General features: G+C 44.8%; 17 protein-coding genes. 11 read left to right on the top strand and 6 right to left on the bottom strand.

Translation table 11 applies throughout. The annotated features are described in order from the left end of the window. Positions 1-25: 25 nt before the first annotated feature. From EDD67_RS05780 to EDD67_RS05790, 3 genes are all read right to left on the bottom strand, one after another. A complete protein-coding gene (locus tag EDD67_RS05780; RefSeq protein ID WP_093073799.1) occupies positions 26-1,948 on the bottom strand; it encodes a TRAP transporter permease in 1,923 nt (640 codons plus the stop codon). Between the two features lie 243 nt (positions 1,949-2,191). Beyond that, complete coding sequence (locus tag EDD67_RS05785) at positions 2,192-3,220, bottom strand: TAXI family TRAP transporter solute-binding subunit (protein WP_093073763.1); 1,029 nt, start codon at positions 3,218-3,220, stop codon at positions 2,192-2,194. Between the two features lie 275 nt (positions 3,221-3,495). After that, on the bottom strand, positions 3,496-4,863 hold the full coding sequence (locus EDD67_RS05790) for an MATE family efflux transporter (protein WP_121439820.1): 1,368 nt from the start codon (positions 4,861-4,863) through the stop codon (positions 3,496-3,498). A gap of 558 nt (positions 4,864-5,421) precedes the next feature. Here EDD67_RS05790 and EDD67_RS05795 point away from each other — a divergent pair. The 8 genes from EDD67_RS05795 to EDD67_RS05830 all read left to right on the top strand — a co-directional run bounded on the left by EDD67_RS05795 (position 5,422) and on the right by EDD67_RS05830 (position 13,292). Next, positions 5,422-6,744: a sugar ABC transporter substrate-binding protein gene (locus tag EDD67_RS05795; RefSeq protein ID WP_093073759.1), complete on the top strand. Its 1,323-nt coding sequence runs from the start codon at positions 5,422-5,424 to the stop codon at positions 6,742-6,744. Positions 6,745-6,819: 75 nt separating this feature from the next. Continuing rightward, on the top strand, positions 6,820-8,130 hold the full coding sequence (locus EDD67_RS05800; RefSeq protein WP_093073756.1) for a sugar ABC transporter permease: 1,311 nt from the start codon (positions 6,820-6,822) through the stop codon (positions 8,128-8,130). A gap of 24 nt (positions 8,131-8,154) precedes the next feature. Continuing rightward, the gene (locus EDD67_RS05805) at positions 8,155-8,997 is read left to right on the top strand and encodes a sugar ABC transporter permease (RefSeq protein WP_093073797.1); all 843 of its coding nucleotides are present in this window, start codon (positions 8,155-8,157) and stop codon (positions 8,995-8,997) included. A 179-nt stretch (positions 8,998-9,176) separates the two neighbouring features. Then, a complete protein-coding gene (locus EDD67_RS05810) occupies positions 9,177-10,226 on the top strand; it encodes a LacI family DNA-binding transcriptional regulator (protein ID WP_093073754.1) in 1,050 nt (349 codons plus the stop codon). Between the two features lie 134 nt (positions 10,227-10,360). Next, complete coding sequence (locus EDD67_RS05815) at positions 10,361-11,464, top strand: AI-2E family transporter (protein WP_318272048.1); 1,104 nt, start codon at positions 10,361-10,363, stop codon at positions 11,462-11,464. Positions 11,465-11,565: 101 nt separating this feature from the next. After that, positions 11,566-11,838 (top strand): hypothetical protein, encoded by a 273-nt coding sequence (locus EDD67_RS05820; RefSeq protein WP_093073752.1) that lies wholly within the window; start codon positions 11,566-11,568, stop codon positions 11,836-11,838. Positions 11,839-11,939: 101 nt separating this feature from the next. Further along, positions 11,940-12,803: a YitT family protein gene (locus EDD67_RS05825; protein WP_162843789.1), complete on the top strand. Its 864-nt coding sequence runs from the start codon at positions 11,940-11,942 to the stop codon at positions 12,801-12,803. An 18-nt stretch (positions 12,804-12,821) separates the two neighbouring features. Beyond that, positions 12,822-13,292 (top strand): BsuPI-related putative proteinase inhibitor, encoded by a 471-nt coding sequence (locus EDD67_RS05830; RefSeq protein ID WP_121439819.1) that lies wholly within the window; start codon positions 12,822-12,824, stop codon positions 13,290-13,292. A gap of 337 nt (positions 13,293-13,629) precedes the next feature. Here EDD67_RS05830 and EDD67_RS05835 read toward each other — a convergent pair whose 3' ends face one another. Together EDD67_RS05835 and EDD67_RS05840 are read right to left on the bottom strand one after the other, a co-directional pair. Then, a complete protein-coding gene (locus EDD67_RS05835) occupies positions 13,630-16,368 on the bottom strand; it encodes a DEAD/DEAH box helicase (RefSeq protein WP_147098885.1) in 2,739 nt (912 codons plus the stop codon). Further along, on the bottom strand, positions 16,328-17,203 hold the full coding sequence (locus tag EDD67_RS05840) for a hypothetical protein (protein ID WP_121439817.1): 876 nt from the start codon (positions 17,201-17,203) through the stop codon (positions 16,328-16,330). The genes EDD67_RS05835 and EDD67_RS05840 overlap by 41 nt, the downstream gene beginning before the upstream one ends. Positions 17,204-17,351: 148 nt before the next feature. Between EDD67_RS05840 and EDD67_RS05845 the strand changes: the two genes are divergently transcribed. The 3 genes from EDD67_RS05845 to EDD67_RS05855 all read left to right on the top strand — a co-directional run bounded on the left by EDD67_RS05845 (position 17,352) and on the right by EDD67_RS05855 (position 18,728). Then, entirely contained in the window at positions 17,352-17,624 is a 273-nt protein-coding gene (locus EDD67_RS05845; protein ID WP_093073744.1) for a NifU N-terminal domain-containing protein, read from the top strand. 64 nt (positions 17,625-17,688) lie between these two features. After that, positions 17,689-18,426: an AzlC family ABC transporter permease gene (locus tag EDD67_RS05850; protein ID WP_121439816.1), complete on the top strand. Its 738-nt coding sequence runs from the start codon at positions 17,689-17,691 to the stop codon at positions 18,424-18,426. Continuing rightward, a complete protein-coding gene (locus EDD67_RS05855) occupies positions 18,408-18,728 on the top strand; it encodes an AzlD domain-containing protein (protein ID WP_242006002.1) in 321 nt (106 codons plus the stop codon). The genes EDD67_RS05850 and EDD67_RS05855 overlap by 19 nt, the downstream gene beginning before the upstream one ends. Here the strand turns inward: EDD67_RS05855 and EDD67_RS05860 are convergent. Further along, on the bottom strand, positions 18,725-19,180 hold the full coding sequence (locus tag EDD67_RS05860; RefSeq protein WP_222591960.1) for a GNAT family N-acetyltransferase: 456 nt from the start codon (positions 19,178-19,180) through the stop codon (positions 18,725-18,727). The two genes, EDD67_RS05855 and EDD67_RS05860, sit on opposite strands and share 4 nt — an antisense overlap. Positions 19,181-19,222: the final 42 nt, after the last annotated feature.

The following is a 19,222-nucleotide window of genomic DNA, read 5'->3' on the forward strand; positions in this document are numbered from 1 at the left end:
TTTTGCCGGCGCGCCTGTTAATAAGTTAACTTTTGGCTGTTTCCTTGCTTTCACGGCGTTTGCGGAACCATTGCACAGCACCGATGATGATAAACAACACGAAGCCGCTTCCTTCAATCGTCAGATTTTCCGGATAAATCAGCATGATTCCGGCAACAAACAACAGCAGCCTTTCGTACCAGCGAAAGCTGTATACAAAATAATTCATCATAACGCCGCTTACCGCAGCCATACCTAATACAGCAGTTATTACAAGATACACAACCGTTCCGAGCTGCGCATCGACAAAGAGTAGGGCAGGGTTATAAACGAAAATATACGGGATGATAAATGCAGCAATCGCCAACTTGAAGGCGGTGACCCCTGCTCTCATCGGATTCGCTTTCGCTATCCCTGCGCCGGCATAAGCCGCCAGGCACACAGGCGGTGTAATATCAGCAACGATTCCGAAGTAAAATACGAAAAAGTGTGCGGAAATTTCCGGAACGCCGTATGCTATTAACGCCGGAGCTGCCATCGAGGCAGTGACGACGTAATTTGCGGTCGTCGGAAGTCCCATGCCCAGCAGTATACAGGCGATCATTGTGAAAAACATTAACAGGAAGAGGTTATCTCCAGCCATACCGAGCAACCCTCCGGCAATCCGGCCGCCAAGGCCTGTGAAAACGACGATCCCGACGATGATGCCGGCTGTCGCACAGGCAGCAATCACCGGGAGCGCGACCCTTGCCCCTTGTTCAAAGGCATCGAGAAGGTCGCGGAATCCCATCCGTGTATCTCTGCGGGACATGCTCACTAGAAAGGCGGTACCGATCCCTGCAAGAGCCGCGTAAGTCGGTGTAAATCCGCTCACCAGCATCGATACAATAATGATTAACGGAAGAAGCAAATCTGCCCGTTTCAGCAACCCTTTTGATGAGGGGAGCTCACTTTTTGGCAAACCGGTTATGCCAAAGCGTTTGGCTTCAAAGTGTGTCCCCATAAAGACACCGGTGAAATACAGCAAAGCCGGAATGATACCGATAATGATTATATCACCGTATGTGTGCGTCGATACATAATCAGCCATGATAAATGCGGCAGCGCCCATGATCGGCGGCATAATTTGTCCGCCGGTAGAGGCGGAAGCTTCCGCCGCAGCAGAAAATTCAGGGCGGAATTTTGCCCGTTTCATCATCGGAATCGTGAAAGAACCGGATGATACCGTGTTGGCGACTGAACTTCCGGTTAATGTCCCTTGCATCGCTGAAGCTGCGACCGCAGCCTTCGCTGTTCCCCCGGTGAACCGGCCGGTTGCACCAAAAGCGAGGTCGTTAAAATATTGCCCGACACCTGTTTTCGTCAACATCACACCGAAAAACAGAAATAAGTAAATGTATGTTGAAGAAATTTGAATCGGTGTTCCGAAAATAGCATCTGTCGAATAAAACAACCGTCTTGATAAACCTTCCCAATCAAATCCGCCGTGGCCAAAATAAGGAATATTCGTTCCGTAAAGACCGTAAAGAATACCCAATATACCGACGACAACGATCGGCACACCGACTGCGCGGCGGGTTGCTTCGAGCAGCAAAACGATCGCGATCGTCGCGACGATAATATCGAAAGTGGTAAAGCCCATGATTCTGGCGCCGCCGGTTATCCAATCATAGCGGAAAATAATGTAGTAAGACGACCCCATAGCGAGAAATGCTAAGATGACGTCGTACCAAGGCACGCCTTTTTTCTTTATGCCGCCTCGCCGGATCGGGTAAAGTAAAAATATTAACCCTAATGCGGTCCCGAGGTGAACCGCTCCCTGTAAGATCGATACGAGCGGTCCGCCAAAAGCCGGCAAGGCTCTGAAGAGATGAAACGTCGTCAATGAAATGGCAATAAATGCAATCACCCAGTACCATTTGCCGGTATCTTGTCTAAATGACGATTCTTTATCGTATTTTGAGAGCATTTCGCGCTTTTCTTCATCCGTTAAGATGTCATCTTCAGTCGTTTCGAACTCTTTGTCGTGTTTGTCTGTCACGGTAGTTCACCTCACTTGTTTTCATATCTGGGTTGGAGCGGGGGATCTGCGAAAACGCAGGAATCTTTTCTTGCGTTTTCGCAGATAACCTGTGATTTGCAAATAATTTCACAGAAAAAAGAGAAAAAAAGACCGGACAAGAGTTCCGTCCGGCCTCTAGAAATAAGCTGATCAGTCTAGCAGTCCTTCTTCTTCAAAATAACGTTCCGCACCCGGGTGCATCGGCAGATCTTCCGACCCGTTCAGGGCATTATCAAGTGTGACATGTTCACCTTGCGGATGCTGAATATCTTCACTGTGTTCAAACATCGTTTTTGTAATTTCATAACCAAGGTCTTCGTCAATCGTATCTGTCGAGCCGACGAGGATGGCATACGCAGTAATTGCAGCCACATCATCTTCTTGGAAGTCATAGGAATCAGCTTCAATTTCAAATTGTTCGTAACCGCTGTTCTCTTCGATGTAATCTAATCCCTCATCAGTAAGTCCGAGCAGTTCGATTTCACGGTTTTGGTGTAATCCTTCGATTTCGCTGTTAGGCAAGCCTAACAGACCGAAGGAAGCATCAATATTTCCATCTTGGATGCCCTCAGCAGCATCGCCAAACCCTTCTTCATAAGGTTCATAGTCGCCTTCTTCCAATCCGTAAGCTTCGAGAATCAACTCAGCCGCAGCTTGTGTCCCGCTTCCAGGGGGGCCGACCGCAATGCTTTCTCCTTCTAGATCAGCAACCGACTCGTATCCGGCATCTTGCGGAACAACGATCTGCATGACTTCAGGGTAGATATGGCCCATAAAACCGAAATTATCAACCTCAACCCCCTCGAAATCACCATCGCCGGTTAAGGCATCTTGAGCAGGAAGGTGCACGGACATGCCGAGTTCGATCTCCCCTTGATTAATATTTGCGATATTATCAACAGATGCACCTGATGATACAGCGCTGATATCGACGTCATCGTTATCAATGTTATTGTTGACTGCTGTCGCAATCTCTTGGCCTAAAGGATAATACGTTCCTCCGGTACTGCCTGTACCAAGCTGCATGTTGCCGAGATCAACGTCGCCGGCAGCTTCACCGTTGTTGTTATTGTTTGCCGCATTATTTTCATTTTCACCGTTATTATTCCCGTCGCCGCAAGCAGCTAAGAGCAAAGTTCCTGAAAGTGCGATTGTCATCAATCCTGTTGTTCTTTTCATTGTGAAACCCCCTTTGAAATATTGGTAAAAATACTTACAACCGCATAAAAAGTTGCAAATATTCTCTTACATTTAATCAAACTTAATTATAAATGTCAAAAACAAAAGTTAGTAATTCGAAATAGTTTTACTGTTGTACAGCAATAATCGTTGATATTAAGGGGGAAATTCAGTTTTTCCAGCTGTTGTATAATAATAACCGGCCGAACAATTGAAAAAATCACCCGAATGTCAGTAAGATAGTCGTGCATAATTATGAATGTTATACATCTGTATTATTGATCGCGGCTTTTTCGAATAAAAGACATTTGTTCCCATTTCTTTGATTGCCACCGCCGAAGCATCAAAAGTCCTCGAAGCCACTCATCGAGAATCATTGCCAGCCAGACCCCGACTAAACCGAGTCCGAGCCAAATTCCGGCTGTATAAGAGACCGATACAGCGACGCCCCACATCGAGAGGATCCCGATGTAAACAGGGAAGCGTACATCACCGGCTGCCCGCAGCGAATTTATAACAATTAAATTGAAAGCGCGTCCCGGCTCGAGAACAATTGTCAAGAGCAATAAAATGCTTCCGAGCTCAATAATCTCTGGATTTTCAGAAAAAATACTTAAAATTTCCAAACGGAAAACAGCAAAAAGGGCAGCGGCTGAAGTAGAGACAGCCAACCCGATTTTCAAGCTGCGCAAACATCGGCGGTAAGCTTCTCTTTGACGGTTTTCTCCTATTAAATGGCCGACCATAATTTGTGTCCCTTGACCGATGGCGACGGCAAATAAAAACGCGAACATTGTTATATTCATTACATAGACTCTGGCGGTCAGTTCAACCGTCCCCATTGAAGCTATAAAGAAGGTAATGACCATTTGCGATGAAGTGTAAGACAGATGTTCGCCGGCAGTGGGAATACCGATGCGAAACAGGTCTTTAAGTTCTTCTTTCGGAAATTTATGTATGAGCATACTCCATGGCAGATCCCCTTGGACACGCCGGTATAAAACAATAAAAAGGATCACCGTTCCGATGATTCGGCTTCCGGCTGTGCTGATCGCCACACCGGTTGCTCCGAGCTCAGGAGCTCCGAAAAAACCGAAAATCAACACCGCATTTCCGATCACATTTAAGAAATTCATCCCGAGCGTTACGTACATCGCGTCTTTTGTAAAACCGTGGCTTTTAATGATCGCCCCGAGCGTCATAATCAGCGCTTGAACGAAAGCGAATCCGCCGACAATCCGTAAATAAATGAGCGCGGTATCCATCAGTTCTGCGGGGAGGTTCATCGCATGCAATATTTGCGGTCCGAAAAAAAACAAAACGAGGCTCAACATCAAGCCCGAACAAATATTTGCCGCGATCGAGACGACGGCAAACCCTCCCGCTTTATCACGCTGATCCGCACCGAGGTGCTGGGAGATCAAGATAGTCGTACCTGTAGCAACGAAGCCGAACATAACAATAATAACGCTCATAATTTGATTGGAAACACCGACGGCAGCCACTGCATCATCGTCGTACTGACTGAGCATGAGTGTGTCAGCATTTCCCATGATCATGTGCAGCATAATTTCGATGAAAATCGGCCAAGTTAAAGCGAATAATGTCATTTTAGAAGTTTTAGTTGAATTTGCTGAACTCATGATCCACCCACTTTATAATATGGTAGTTAGTTACTATAAATGAAATAGGGATAAAGCAAACTCATTTTACCCTAGGTGCAAGCGCTTGCGCAATGAAATGAGCGGTTAGCGGCAAGAACATTAGGCCGCTGTTCAAAATGGGGAAAGTTTATAGCCTGTCTTTGATCTGATCATTAAAGAACTTGCGGAATATAAATTTCAGTAAACCGCTTAAAAAAATGTTTATATATATAAAATGTTTATATATTATATAATATGATAAAGAAAGGGAAATTAAATTTTTCTCCTTTCTTTAAAAAAAGGGTTGCGGTTTTGAAACGTCCAATAGTATAATAAAGCCATAACGATGCAAACGATTTCACGACAACAAGTCGTGAAAAAAAACGCCATTTTGTGCAATCGGTTGTCCTCTGATTTATCGGTGAGTGTAATTGTTTTATTGTGCGCTGTATAGAGCTTTTGTGAAAGCGCATTCCGCAATTGACATTCACGGTTGAGGCAACTGCATTCCGGCTGTTTGCATTACTTATTTCACACTAATTATAAGGGGGAACCATCATGTTCAAAAGTAAGTCTTTATTAAAATCTTTGACCGTTGTTTCAGCGCTTTCTGTCGGTCTCGCTGCCTGCGGCAATGATGCAGACGAGAACAACGACCCGGCAAACGAAGGAAATAATGCTAACGACAATGCTGCAAACGACAACGGGGACGAAGCCGCTGCTGATGAAGAGGCGCCTGAAGCGCCGGAAGAACTGACTATGTGGGTGAATGACGAGGAATCACAATTGGAAGCCTACGGCAACATTGTTGAAGGCTTTGAAGAAGAACACGGTATTGAAGTTGATATTACCGAATATTCTATGCTGGACCAAACAGAAGGAATGTCCTTGGACGGTCCTGCCGGCCAAGGCCCCGATTTATTCTTCCAGCCGCATGACCGCATGGGAGATGTTGCTTTACAAGGATTGGCCCGGGCGCTTGATTTAACAGATGATCAGCAAGAACGTCTCGAGGGGTATAATCCTGAAGCAGTAGAATCTTTCTCATACGAAGGTGAACAGTACGGAATCCCGGCGGTTGTCGAAACATACGCGCTGTTTTATAACCAGTCGATGGTTGATGAAGCGCCGGAAAATCTTGATGAATTAAATGAAATGGCTGAAGAATTAACAGATGATGACACTTACGGCTTTATGATGGATGCCACTGACTTTTATTTCACTTATCCGTTCTTGACTGCTCACGGCGGCTATGTGTTCGCTCAAGATGATGACGGTGTCTATGACCCAGAAGATATCGGCTTAAATGAAGAAGGCGTTGTAGAAGGTGCGGAAATGATTCAATCCTGGTATCAAGACGGTCCGATTCCGGACGGCGCAGATGGTGATGCTGTTGACGGCACATTTACAACAGGAGATACAGCGATGGTTGTATCCGGTCCTTGGAACGTTCCGTTCTACAGTGATGAATTAGGTGATGATTTAGGCGTATCTAAGCTGCCGGCAGCTGAAGAAGGCGGCGATCCGGTAACATCATTCTCAGGCAACAAAGGCTGGCTCGTTAATGAGTACACAGAAGAAGAGTATTGGGCGACAGAATTAGCGCTTTATATTACGAATGCGGAAAGCTCTGAAGAATACTTTGAGACAGCGCAAGAATTGCCTGCACACGAAGATGTAGAAATCGATGACGAATTCTTCGAGCCGATCTTTGCGCAAACAGAATATACACAGCCGATGCCAAACATTCCGGAAATGTCGCAAGTTTGGGATCCGATGGCGGATGCGCTTGAATTTATTTCCCAAGGCGATGATCCGCAAGAAGTCTTAGATGAGGCTGTTGAACAGATTCACACAGAAATCGGGATTATGAATCAATAGAAGTCAGTATAAAGGGCGGGGGGTTGAGAACGCGTTTCTCAATCCCTGCACCTTTTAGTCAGGAGGAAAGATGTTATGGCTGCAGATAAAGAAAAAAGACAGCAAAATGTGTTACAACGGCCGCAGCACAACTCGGCGCTTGCTGCAGGACTCTCGATTATTCCAGGTCTCGGTCAAGTGTATAACAAACGATACATTAAAGGGACGATCTTATTCATTCTCTTTGCTGCTTTTATCATTGCATTGTTTGATTTTCTTGCAACGGGGTTACAAGGTTTGGTCACTTTGGGAGAAACCCCGCGCGAAGATGATTCACGCGTCTTTTTAAGTAACGGGATTCTTTCAGTAATTTTATTGACGTTTGCCTTATCCATGTACGGAATCACGATTCAAGATGCTTATAAAGACGCAAAGAGAATACAATTAGGCTGGAAAGTACCGACGATTAAAGAAGGGTTCAAAAACGCTTGGGATACAAGCTTTCCTTATTTACTGGTAGGTCCGGGTCTTGCTTTGCTCATTTTCGTCGTCGTTTTTCCGCTGCTTTTCATGTTTTTACTCGCATTTACAAATTACAATTTGTACAATGCGCCGCCGGCGAATCTATTAGAGTGGGTCGGGTTCAGTAATTTCACTGATCTGTTTATGATAGCTGAATGGCGCGCGACCTTTTTAAATGTTCTGTCCTGGACACTGATCTGGACATTTGTTGCTACCTCATTGCAAATTGCTTTGGCAATGTTTTTGGCTATTTTAACAAACGATCCGCGTTTGAAGTTTAAAAAACTTATTCGGACGGTCTTCATTTTACCTTGGGCTGTTCCGGCGTTTGTTACGATACTTATTTTTTCCGCTATTTTTAACGATAACTTTGGAGCGATTAACAATGATATTATTGAGCCGATTTTCGGCTCCGGTATTCCGTGGCTGACGGATCCGTTTTGGACGCGCTTTGCGTTGATTTTAATTCAAACATGGCTCGGGTTTCCGTTTGTGTATGCATTATTTACAGGTGTTTTGCAAGGAATATCGAGCGATTGGTACGAAGCGGCCGATATGGACGGTGCCAACCGGTGGCAAAAATTCAGAAATATTACCTTTCCGCACTTAATGTTTGCAACCGCACCGCTATTGATTATGCAATATTCGTTTAACTTCAACAACTTCAACATTATCTATTTATTTAACCAAGGCGGACCGGCTATCCGGGGTCAAAATGCCGGCGGTTCAGATATTTTGATTTCCTGGGTGTACAGTTTGACGTTTGAAACCCAGCAATTCAATATGGCCGCGGCGATATCAATAATACTCGGACTGCTGGTTGCAACGTTCGCATTCTTCCAATTCCGGCGATCACGATCCTTTAAAGAGGAGGGGACATTCTAAATGAGTCAAACGACGAAAAAACCAATGAGCCGAAAGAAAAAGAATACGCTTGAATTAATTGCAATGTACAGCATCATTGGTGTGATGTTTGTCATTATCCTTTACCCTCTTCTTTGGACGCTCGGATTATCATTAAATCCCGGCCGCGGATTATTCGGGGCTGAAATGATTCCGACAGACTGGTCGCTCGTTCACTATGAATGGCTGTTCTTTTCTGAAAACAGCGATTATCTGACTTGGTATCGCAACTCGTTAATTGTCGCAATTGCGACCTCAGCGTTTGCAACAATGATCGTTTGTTTCACAGCTTATGCGTTTTCGCGTTACCGGTTTAAAGGACGTAAAAATGGGCTGTACGCGTTCCTGCTTTTACAAATGTTTCCGATCTTAATGGCAATGGTAGCCTTGTACATCCTTTTAAATACTGTTGGTTTATTGGATACATTGACAGGGTTGATTCTCATTTACGTAGGCGGAGCGATCCCGATGAATGCTTTCCTTGTCAAAGGTTATTTTGATTCGATTCCGCGTGAATTGGACGAATCGGCGAAAATTGACGGCGCGGGTCATTTCCGAATCTTCTTTCAGATTCTGCTGCCGCTTGCCAAACCGATTCTCGCCGTTGTCGCATTGTTTAACTTTATGCAGCCGTTTATGGACTTCCTGCTGCCGCGGATTGTGCTGCGCAGTCCGGAGAACTACACGCTTGCACTCGGATTGTTTAATTTCGTTAATGATGAATTCTCGAATAATTTCACCCGGTTTGCGGCCGGCTCGATTTTAATCGCTGTTCCGATTGCAGCTGTTTATCTGTTCTTGCAGCGGTATTTGATCAGCGGTCTGGCTTCCGGAGCAACGAAAGGATAACCGTGATAAAGGAGAGAGGAAGCAGGTATCCCCTCTTCCTCTCTTTTTATATTAGTTATGTTTGTATAATCACAGTCAGAAGTGTATATTGAATAATATAATCACTGATAATAACAGCGTCGAATCTTGTGCAATGTATGTGCATACAATATTAACTGATTGAAAGGAGGTTCATTCACATGGCTGTCACGATAAAAGACGTTGCTAAATTGGCGGATGTAGCACCATCAACGGTCTCCCGGGTGATTGCCAACAGTCCGCGTATCAGCGATCGGACAAAAGAAGCGGTCAGAGAGGCAATGAACGAATTAGGCTATCACCCTAATTTCAATGCACGAAGTTTGGCAAACCAATCGACGAAGACGATTGGGGTCGTTATGCCGAATTCGGCTAACAAAACCTTTCAGAATCCGTTTTTCCCCGAAGTTATTCGCGGAATCAGTTCGAGATCGCACCAGCTTGAATACGGTCTGTATTTATCTACAGGACAGACGGAAGATGAAATATTTGAAGAAGTTCAGGACATGGTTTTAGGAAAACGAGTCGACGGCATTATTTTGTTGTACTCGAGGGTGAACGATAAGGTCATGAACTACCTGCACCAGCAAAAGTTCCCGTTTACAGTGATCGGCCGGCCTTATGAACCGTCGATGACAGACCTGACTTATGTTAATAACGACAATTTTAAAGCGGCTAAAACCGTTACCGAATACTTGTTGCTTCTCGGTCATGAAAAAATTGCTTTTATCGGCGGGAATTTAGATTTTGTCGTTACCGTCGATCATATGGAAGGATACCGCAAAGCGCTGACAAACGCCGGGATTGATTTGCGCGATGAATACGTTGTTTTTCATGAAGAACTTCAAGAAGGCGGTCAGGAAGCCGTCATTGATTTAATGAGTTTAGCTGAACGGCCGACTGCTCTGATCGTGGCAGATGATATCATGACGTTCGGCGTTATGCGAATGCTTGCTGAGATGGAGATGAGTGTTCCTGACGATGTATCAATTATCAGTTTTAATAACGTTACCATCTCCGAACTTTCATCTCCGCCGATGACGACAGTGGATATCAACATTTTCAGCTTAGGTTACGAAGCTGCGAGCTGTTTAATCGATTTAATCCATAAACCCGGGATCGAACCGAAGCAGGTGCTCATTCCGCATAAAATGATTAAAAGGCAAACGTGTCAGCGGCTGACGCCAAAATTAAATGAAAAAGCAAAATAATTTAAAGCGGCTGTTTAAATCCTTGTAACAAAGGGAAGTTTTTAAACAGTCTTTTATTTTGCAAAACAACTTTTTTCTTACTGACGGATGCTGTCTTAACGAGTTTAAAATGTTCTTGGAACGGAGGATCGTCATTGCTGTTTGAATCAAAATTCATGCGTTTTTTGGCTGGAACATTGTTAATATTGGCCATCATTTTTATAGGCTCACAAGTTTCGTTTATTTTTCACCCGATCAACGTAGCGTTTCAGACGCTCTTTATCCCTTTTTTAATCGCAGGCGTATTTTTTTATATTCTGCGTCCGTTTGTTAAATATCTACATACTTATAAAGTCCCGAAAGCGCTGTCGATCGTGATCATTTATTTGATTTTTATCGGTGTGATTGTCAGCATTTTTTTATTAATCGGACCGGTTTTGCAAGAGCAGGTGATGAATTTAGCCGACAATGCCCCTGCGTTATTCAATGACTTGAACAACCTGTTGGTTGAAATCGATCAAAATGAATGGTTTCAAGATTTCGTCGCCACTGATGATTTTTCCATCGAGAATTTGACTGAAAATTTAACGGATTATTTATCTGAGGCATTCGATTTTATCGCCGATAACGTGGCCGGGTTTTTTGGAGCGGTCACGAATTTTCTGCTCGTTTTGATCGTTGTTCCGTTCATGCTGTTTTTCATGCTGAAAGACGGCGAGAAACTTCCTGATCAAGTCTTCCGTTTTCTTCCAGAAAAACAACAGGAAGAAGGTCAGCGTATTTTGTTTGATATGGACGACAAACTGTCTTCTTATATTCAAGGGCAGATTATCGTCAGTATTTTTGTCGGAACATTAATGTACATTGCTTATTTAATTATCGGTGTTGATTTTTCTCTCATCCTTGCTTTAGTGAATATGGTAACGAATGTTGTGCCGTTTGTCGGACCATGGATCGGCAGTATTCCTGCGGTTATTGTCGGCGTGATTGATTCACCGATGACGGCTGTATGGATTATTGTTGCGATTATTATCGTACAGCAGCTTGAAAGCAATTTAATCTCGCCGAATGTGATGGGGAAAAAGCTTAGCGTTCACCCGCTGATGATCATCGTGTTGATTTTAGTCGGCGGCAGCTTTGGCGGTTTGCTGGCCCTGATATTGGCAGTTCCGTTTTATGCAGTCGTCAAAGTGATCGTCACGCATGTTTACCGTCTGTTCCAGCTTAGAAAGAAAATTGATGAAGAGCTGAATCAATGACGGAGGCGATCGAAGGCGTTTTTGACGATAAGGAAAAGTTTATTATCCGGCTTGATGAGGAATGGGGAACAGAAGAGCAGAATTAAAAAGGAGTGGGAGCGATGAATAAGTGGCTAGCTTCAACATTTTTAGCTGTCGGCGCCGCGGCTGTCTCATACTATTTAGGCGATGAAGAAAATCGTGTAAAGGCGAAACAGTGGTATAATCGTGCGAAAGCCTGGGCATTAAATGAGACAGAAGATGAAACTTACGAAGAGTATATGACAGAAAAAGTCGGTCATTCACACCCTGAGGATATTCAAGACAACACGATGGTAGATGAAGGCGCCCAGTTTTCGGTCAATTATTACAACGAAAAATATAAAAAACACTGAATGTTGCCGGCTTTGTCTTTTAAAAGACAAAGCCGGTATTTTTCGAAAAATAATGCAATTTAAGCCGGAGTCCGGTAAAATCATAAACGGTTGAATTATGTATGCAGAAAGTTGGAACTGGGATGCTGAAAAAATTTGATTGGAAAGAAGAAGGGAAATTAACGTCCTTGTCGATGATTTCCGGGTTTTTAATGGCGTTAAGTCTAAACTTGTTTTTGATCCCCGGAAATATTTTTGCGAGCGGTTTCGCCGGGGTGGCGCAAATTTTGAATGTTTTTATTCCCCTGTCTCCCGGGATTCTTCTCTTCTTGCTCAATATTCCTGTAGCGATTCTTGGCTGGCGCCTCGTCGGGAAACGTTTTACGTTTTACAGTTTTGTTACGGTCGCCTTTACGACATTGTTTCTTGAAGTATTGCCGATCCTGATGTTGTCAGAGGATATTATTTTGAATGCCGTCTTTGGCGGTGTCATCGGCGGAACGGGTGCAGGTATTATTTTGAAATGGGGCGCGTCTATGGGCGGCCTGGATATTATCGCTTTGATTATGGCTAAGCGAAGCGATCGTCCTGTCGGGGTTTACTTTTTTATTTTGAATGCGATTATTGTCACTTCTGCCAGTTTTATTTTTGGCTTGGAAGAAGCGCTTTATACATTGTTGGCCCTTTATGTTCTGTCGCGGATTATCGATACGATACATACGCGCCATGTTAAATTGACGGCGATGATTGTTACCGATAAGGCGGACGAGCTCCAGGAAGCTTTCCATGCGAAAGTAACGCGCGGCGTTACGCGGATACCGGCTAAGGGCGGTTATACGAAAGCGGATAAAGAAGTGATGATGATCGTCATTACGAGGTATGAATTATATTTGCTCCAGCAAGTTATCGAAGAAACCGATCCGCATGCGTTCACAAACATCGTACAAACAACAGGAATCTTCGGTCTTTTTCGTAAAGATGACTAAGGAGAAAGGGGTATAAACGTGAGAAGGCTTCTCGATCTTGTTATGTTAACTTTCTTCCTGACAGCCTGCGGTGAAGCGGAGGAAAATTATGAAAAACAAAAAAGCGGCACACTCGAACACGAGGGCCTTTTGATGGAAACAAAAATTGAACATCGGGATGATGAAACCGAAATCTCCATTCAAGTAACGAATAAGTCCGATCATCCGGAAAGCTTTACAATATCAGACGGTCACGCTTTTGATATTCGCTTATTGGATGAAAAAGGGAATGTTCAGTATGATTTCGCTGAAGGGAAGATGTTTACGCAAGCAGTCATTACTGAAGAGCTTGAGTCTGATGAAACGCACGAATGGACAGAGACGTTGCCGGCCGATGTATACCGTAATGAAAAAATAGCTGCAGCAGAAGTAACGGTGCGGATTGACGAATGGCGCGGAAATGCGGTCACAGATGATGACTTGAGAATAGAAAAACCTTGGGACCTTTAAGATCTCATTCATAGCCGGCCCCGCAAATCCATATTTGCGGGGCCGGATCTTCGTCGCTTGCTTTCGAGGCTGCTGAAAAAGTAGCTGATCAATTGGTTACCTGCATATTTATTCTTCTTTATAGAGCGAGAAGTTTTATGAGACCGGAGCAAACTCGACGCCTGCGGGAAAAGCAACTGCCAATGTATTTGCGACGAGTAACCGCAGGAGCAGAAGACCCCACAAGAAGCGGTTTCGCTTCTGAGGAGGCTGAGGCGTTGCCCGCGGCAAGCGAGTTTGCGGAGGGCTCATAATATTCTGTATTCTATGCGGCTCAGCTTTCGCCCGCAGAGTGTTTTTACTGGTATTGAAACAAACGGATAAGTTCTTCGTCAGCAAGCGTCCAGAGCGGTGCTGCCTCTCCATCTATGATACTGTCCTGCATTTCTTCTTTTTGATCGATAATTTCCGTGATCCGTTCTTCGATTGTTCCTGTTGCGGTGATGGTATGGATGCGGACATGCTCTGTTTGGCCGAAACGGTGAATCCGATCGGTTGCCTGGTTTTCAACGGCCGGGTTCCACCAGCGGTCAAAATGCAAGACTTCAGAAGCTTCGGTCAAGTTTAAGCCGACTCCTCCAGCACGAAGAGATATGACCATAAACGGGAGATCTTTTGCATGTTTGAACAGATCTAAAATCTTTTGCCGCCCGCGTTCAGACAATCCTCCGTGATAAAACGGAATATCAATGCGCCAATTTTCACGGGCGTAATCACGGAACAGTTCTCCCGAATAGCGGTATTGCGTAAATACAAGCCCTTTCTTGCCTTTTCTTTTCCAATATTCGATAAGTTCGACCGCTTGATCCCATTTCGGGGATCGGTTTGAGCGAAATCGTCCTGCTCCCCGTTCTTTACAAAGCTGGCCGGGGTGATTACAGATTTGTTTAAGCTGTGTCATCGCTTTGAAGATACAGCGCGGTCTGGCCTCGGCAGATACATCGTTCATTTCCTGGATAAATTGATCGGCAACGGCTTTATACATTGTCATCTGTTCAGTTGACAATGAGACACAATGATGAACAATCGATTTATCCGTGAGCTGGAACTGATCTTTCAGGTCAGTTTTCGTTCGTCTGAAGATGAAGGGCTGAATAATTTGCCGGAGCTGCTGGAAATTTTCTTTTTGTTCATCTTTGGATGCATGTTTGACATATTGATCATAAAACCAGCTTTTGTCATGCAAATAACCGGGATTGAGCACGTCCATCAGCGACCAAATATCTTCAGGATAATTTTCTACCGGAGTCCCTGTAAGAGCAATCCGCTGTTTACAAGCGAGAGTTTTGACAGCGCGGTGCAATTTTGAACGGTGGTTTTTCAATGTTTGCGCCTCATCAAAGATGATGTTTTGCCAGCCGGTTTGCTTGAGAACTCCGATATCGTTGAGAGCTGTTGTGTAGGAACAGACCCAAACAGTTCCGCCGGGACCGTTATTAAAGCGTGTTTTTCTGTCTGCCGGTGATCCTGTATATAAACGAACCGGTAAATCAGGTGAGAAGCTGTTTAACTCTTGTTTCCAATGATGTAGGAGACTGGACGGCACAAGAATCAATGAAGGTTCCTCAGACGATTGGACAAGGCTGAGAAAAACTGTTGCCTGCAATGTCTTTCCAAGTCCCATGTCGTCTGCAAGACACGCGCCGAAACCGATCTTATTCATATGCAAAAGCCACGACACACCCTCTTTTTGGTGAGGAAACATTTTCTCTTCCCATTCCCCGGGGATAGAAGGTGCTGATCGATCAGCTTGCGGTGTGAGCCACTCGTTAATTTCCGGGATGTTTATTTGCATACCCGGATGAAACCGTTTGTGCTTCTCATTCGTCCCAGTCAGCGATTCTCGCACGCTTTGGTAGATCACTTCTTCGGGCAAGTCGTGCGAGAGCCGATCGATATTTTCGACGAGGCGGGCGGCAGCATCAAGGTCGAATCGCACCCAGCTTGTCTGAATTTGAATCAGCTCGATTTGCTGCTCGACTAAAGAGCGCAGCGTTTCAATATCAACCGCGGATTGATCGAGAGTGATTTGCCACGCCAATTTGCCGTTCACCGGCGGGCGCTGTGCAGCTGATGTTTTATCCTCGATCTGCGGATGAAAACTCCCTGTTGCTTCAGGTTGGATCTGTTTTTTTAAAAAGTCAGGAATATAAAGCTCAATCCCGTTGTTTTCAAAAAGCGTGACATCTTTTTCCAAAAAAGAGACAACATCGCTCTTTTGTAATGTCAGATTCGCTCTTGCTGAATCGATGTTTACAGTAATAGGCTGAAGTTTTGTCAACAGCTTATGTAATGAGCGGATATACGGCAATGGGTTTTCATGAAACGGATGGAGCCCTTTTAAAATATCATCGATCGAAACGATCTGCCGGGAGATAAGATCTTTGATAAACGGTTTGACACTCCAGATGTTATCACCATGCGCGGGAGGCGAGAGGACGTAAAGAAACTGAAAAACATGGCTGTTCGGGTTGCGCCATAGTTTTTGCGCAACATTTAATGCTTCAAAAGAAACTGAATCGTGTCGGCCGCCATGCGCTAATGTATGAAGCCAATTTTCTGTATAGGCGGATATATTCAGGTCCTGAACTTGACGGTAAAATCTCGACAGCTTTTGTTTAAATGCTTCTGAGGTCTCGAGTTCTGAGCGGATCAGCCTGTCGGCCAGCTCGGCAGAAAAAAGCGGACAAAGATCATGAAATTGCCAACAGCCGTTTGCAGAAGGCTCTATAGCAAATTGTGCTATCTTATACCGCAACTGTAAAAGATTATCTGCTTGCAGCAACGGAAATTTTTCAGCTAACATTGCGGCAACCCGAAACGTATCGGCAAACGGAATTTCAACGTAATAACTTCCTTTAGCATCTGAGGAAATATCATAACGAATGCCGTAAAAAGAATCCTTATCAGCGCGGAAAAGCTCTTGTTTCCAACGAAGAACCTCTTTACGCCGGTACGCTGAAGGATCTTTAGGCTTTAGCCCGATAAGAGCGGAATTATTTTGTGTTGTCATTATTATGCTTGGCAAGGAAGTCAACGTTATCAAGCTCCTGAATGAAAGATCGCAACGACCTGTATTTACGCCGGAGAAGAGCTAGCCAGCTTTCAAAATAGTCGCGCTCGGTAAAGCCTTTAACCGCAGACACCCAATTAAGAGCGTTTTGATAAGCATCTGTCTGCCTCTTTTCGATCAGCTGCTCAGTAATTTGCAAACATACCGGCAGAGCGCGTTCCGGATCGTTGGCTATCAATGCTGAAAAGAAGCGTTTTTCCTCCCGGCTGAACTGCATCGGATCAGCTGAAGAACGTTCCCAAGCACCGATCCCCTCTTCCCACATACGGTGATACGCGGTCAGTTCAAAAAAGGTGCGCCTGCTCGGGGGATGGTGAACGTGTTCTTGCAGTCTGGCTGCAATGAAGGTTTGCAAAAAAGACTGTTCCGCTGAAGACAGTTCCTTTAAACGCTGTTTATAAGAGCGGAAGTGGGGTCTGACAAGCCACTGTTCTGCCCATTGAGTCAATGAAGGATCGGCAGCTGTTGGATCAGGGATCCTTTGTTTGAGCGCCGGGTAGCTGTCTGCATACTTCGATATTGCCTCGTGAGAAAGAGACTGGAAAGCATAAGCATACACATCCTCGGAAAACACGAGGATGAATTCATTAGCCAAACGGCGAAAATCAGTGATGCAAAAAGAATACTGGCCGCGGGAAATTAAGGCTTCTTTCCAGAGATTTATTTGCCTGAAGACGGCTTCAGCTTGCAACTCGACAGAAAAATCTTTTTTAATTTTGCTCGATGTATCATTAATCAGCGACGGCTGTTTATCACGCTGCAAAATCCATTCTTCCAGGGTTGTATGCCGGTTTGACATTTAAGATCCTCCTTAAAAACAGGGGATAAGACAACTTATATTCTACTAAATACCTTTACGGTCAACAATCAGGGAAACGAGTTTCTTTTTCTTTTTATATTCATCGTGTTAAACTGTGGCTGTACACAATTAATAGGAGGGATCATTCATGGCAATAGACGTGCGCGGAGAACCAACGCCCAATCCGAATGCAATGAAATTCACTGCAAATCAAACTTTATTTGAAGGTGCAGGGAGTCATTCGTTTAAAAAAGATCAAGAAACGGATCACCCGTTAGCGAAAGAGCTGCTTGCGCTGGACGGTGTCGATAATATATTTGGTTTTCAAGACTTTGTAACTGTTAATAAAGAACCTGATGCTGACTGGGACGAGCTGCTTCCAAAAATTGAGACAGCTTTTTCTGATGTATACGACGGTTAGTTAGAACGATAAGCCTGACATGGTTCAGGCTTTTTTCTTTGCCGAAAAGAGAGTGGGATGATCAATGAGTGCAAATAATGAATCCGGCGGTTCTTCTTATGCAGAGCCGGCTAACACAGTTTTTCTTCAAGGTATAAAAGACGGCATGCCGATTGCAATCGGGTATGCTCCGGTGGCAATAACCTTCGGTGTTTTAGCCGGAAACACAGGGCTGAAAGCATTTGAAGCGCTGCTGATGAGTATGCTTGTGTTTGCAGGAGCTGCTCAGTATATGGCCCTGTCTATGATAGCGGCCGGCTCCGGGGTGCTTGCTGTCATCTCGGCTACGTTTGTCGTAAATTTGCGGCATTTATTAATGAGCACTGCTATGAATGAACGGATAGATAAAGGCACGCGTTCGAAACGTTCATTGGCGGCCTTTTTATTAACCGATGAAGTGTTTGCCGTTTCGTCGGCTAAAAAATCGCCGGTTCCATTAACCGAGCTGATTGGCACAGGTTTGGCCGCTTATTCGAGCTGGATTGGATTCACATTGGCAGGTTATTACACCGGGGGTGTCATCCCCGTTTTTTTGCAAGAAAGCTTGGGAATCGCTCTTTATGCGCTCTTTATTGCTTTAATTGTGCCCTCGATTCAATCCGGCGGCCGGCTCGTGTTTTTCTTGGCTGCTCTTGGCGGATTGTTTCATGCGGCATACGCGCAGTGGATGGATACGGGCTGGGCGGTCATGCTTGCTGCGATTAGTGCTGTCGCCGTGATGGAACTGATCGAAGGAGGGATAAAATGGCGTCATCGTTCATAACAGCGCCGATTTTTTGGCTGATCCTCGGGATGGGCGCAGTTACATTTATTCCGAGGGTGCTGCCGTTTATAGTTTTGAAAACAGAGGGGTGGCCGGCATGGGCGAAACGGATGCTCTCCCGTGTTCCTTACGCTGTGTTAGGCGCGTTAATTTTCCCGGGCATTCTGTATATTCAAGAAGATATACGGTTCGGTATTCTAGGGGGGACGGCAGCTGTGTTGATGGCCTGGAAAGGAGCGCCTCTGATTGCAGTGATTGGCGGAGCTATTGCCGCCGTGGCTCTCCTGGGCTGGATGGTTTAGAGCGTCCGGCCGTAACGCTTCGATACGATATCATAAAAGCCGAGTGAATTGTACAGCTGTTTTGTTGCCTGATCACTGATGCCTGTTTCCAGCTCAATACCTTGAAAACCTTCGTTTTCAGCCCAGTGAAGCAAATTCAAAAGCAACCGCTTGGCAATCCCCTGCTGCCGCATATCTTTTCGCACATAAAGTTCGTTGAGCCATATGTAACGTCCGCCTTTATCCAGGCCGATGCCAATGTTTAAAAAGGCGGCGCCGACGATTTCGCCTGATGATGTTTCGCTGATAAAGAATTCACAGTCGGATTCGCTGGACAAAGCTTGGCGCACGGTTTTCTTCAACGTTTCCCGTGTGATATCGACGCTGATTTGCATCATTTGTTCCAGCATTAAATCGGTGATTTGATCAATTGTTTGTTCGTCTGCAGGTTTCTTTACCCGTTCGATTTTCACGACGTTACCTCCGTTTTTTAGTAATCAGTGTCTGATATAAAA

Source organism: Salisediminibacterium halotolerans (genome assembly GCF_003814815.1).
GTDB lineage: Bacteria > Bacillota > Bacilli > Bacillales > Salisediminibacteriaceae > Salisediminibacterium > Salisediminibacterium halotolerans.

Coding starts and splice junctions, on each gene's coding strand:
- EDD67_RS05825 (WP_162843789.1), top strand. CDS start 11,940: ATGCAGAAAGTTGGAACTGGGATGCTGAAAAAATTTGATTGGAAAGAA.
- EDD67_RS05785 (WP_093073763.1), bottom strand. CDS start 3,220: ATGAAAAGAACAACAGGATTGATGACAATCGCACTTTCAGGAACTTTG.
- EDD67_RS05810 (WP_093073754.1), top strand. CDS start 9,177: ATGGCTGTCACGATAAAAGACGTTGCTAAATTGGCGGATGTAGCACCA.
- EDD67_RS05790 (WP_121439820.1), bottom strand. CDS start 4,863: ATGAGTTCAGCAAATTCAACTAAAACTTCTAAAATGACATTATTCGCT.
- EDD67_RS05855 (WP_242006002.1), top strand. CDS start 18,408: ATGGCGTCATCGTTCATAACAGCGCCGATTTTTTGGCTGATCCTCGGG.
- EDD67_RS05800 (WP_093073756.1), top strand. CDS start 6,820: ATGGCTGCAGATAAAGAAAAAAGACAGCAAAATGTGTTACAACGGCCG.
- EDD67_RS05795 (WP_093073759.1), top strand. CDS start 5,422: ATGTTCAAAAGTAAGTCTTTATTAAAATCTTTGACCGTTGTTTCAGCG.
- EDD67_RS05780 (WP_093073799.1), bottom strand. CDS start 1,948: ATGCTCTCAAAATACGATAAAGAATCGTCATTTAGACAAGATACCGGC.
- EDD67_RS05805 (WP_093073797.1), top strand. CDS start 8,155: ATGAGCCGAAAGAAAAAGAATACGCTTGAATTAATTGCAATGTACAGC.
- EDD67_RS05820 (WP_093073752.1), top strand. CDS start 11,566: ATGAATAAGTGGCTAGCTTCAACATTTTTAGCTGTCGGCGCCGCGGCT.
- EDD67_RS05850 (WP_121439816.1), top strand. CDS start 17,689: ATGAGTGCAAATAATGAATCCGGCGGTTCTTCTTATGCAGAGCCGGCT.
- EDD67_RS05840 (WP_121439817.1), bottom strand. CDS start 17,203: ATGTCAAACCGGCATACAACCCTGGAAGAATGGATTTTGCAGCGTGAT.
- EDD67_RS05845 (WP_093073744.1), top strand. CDS start 17,352: ATGGCAATAGACGTGCGCGGAGAACCAACGCCCAATCCGAATGCAATG.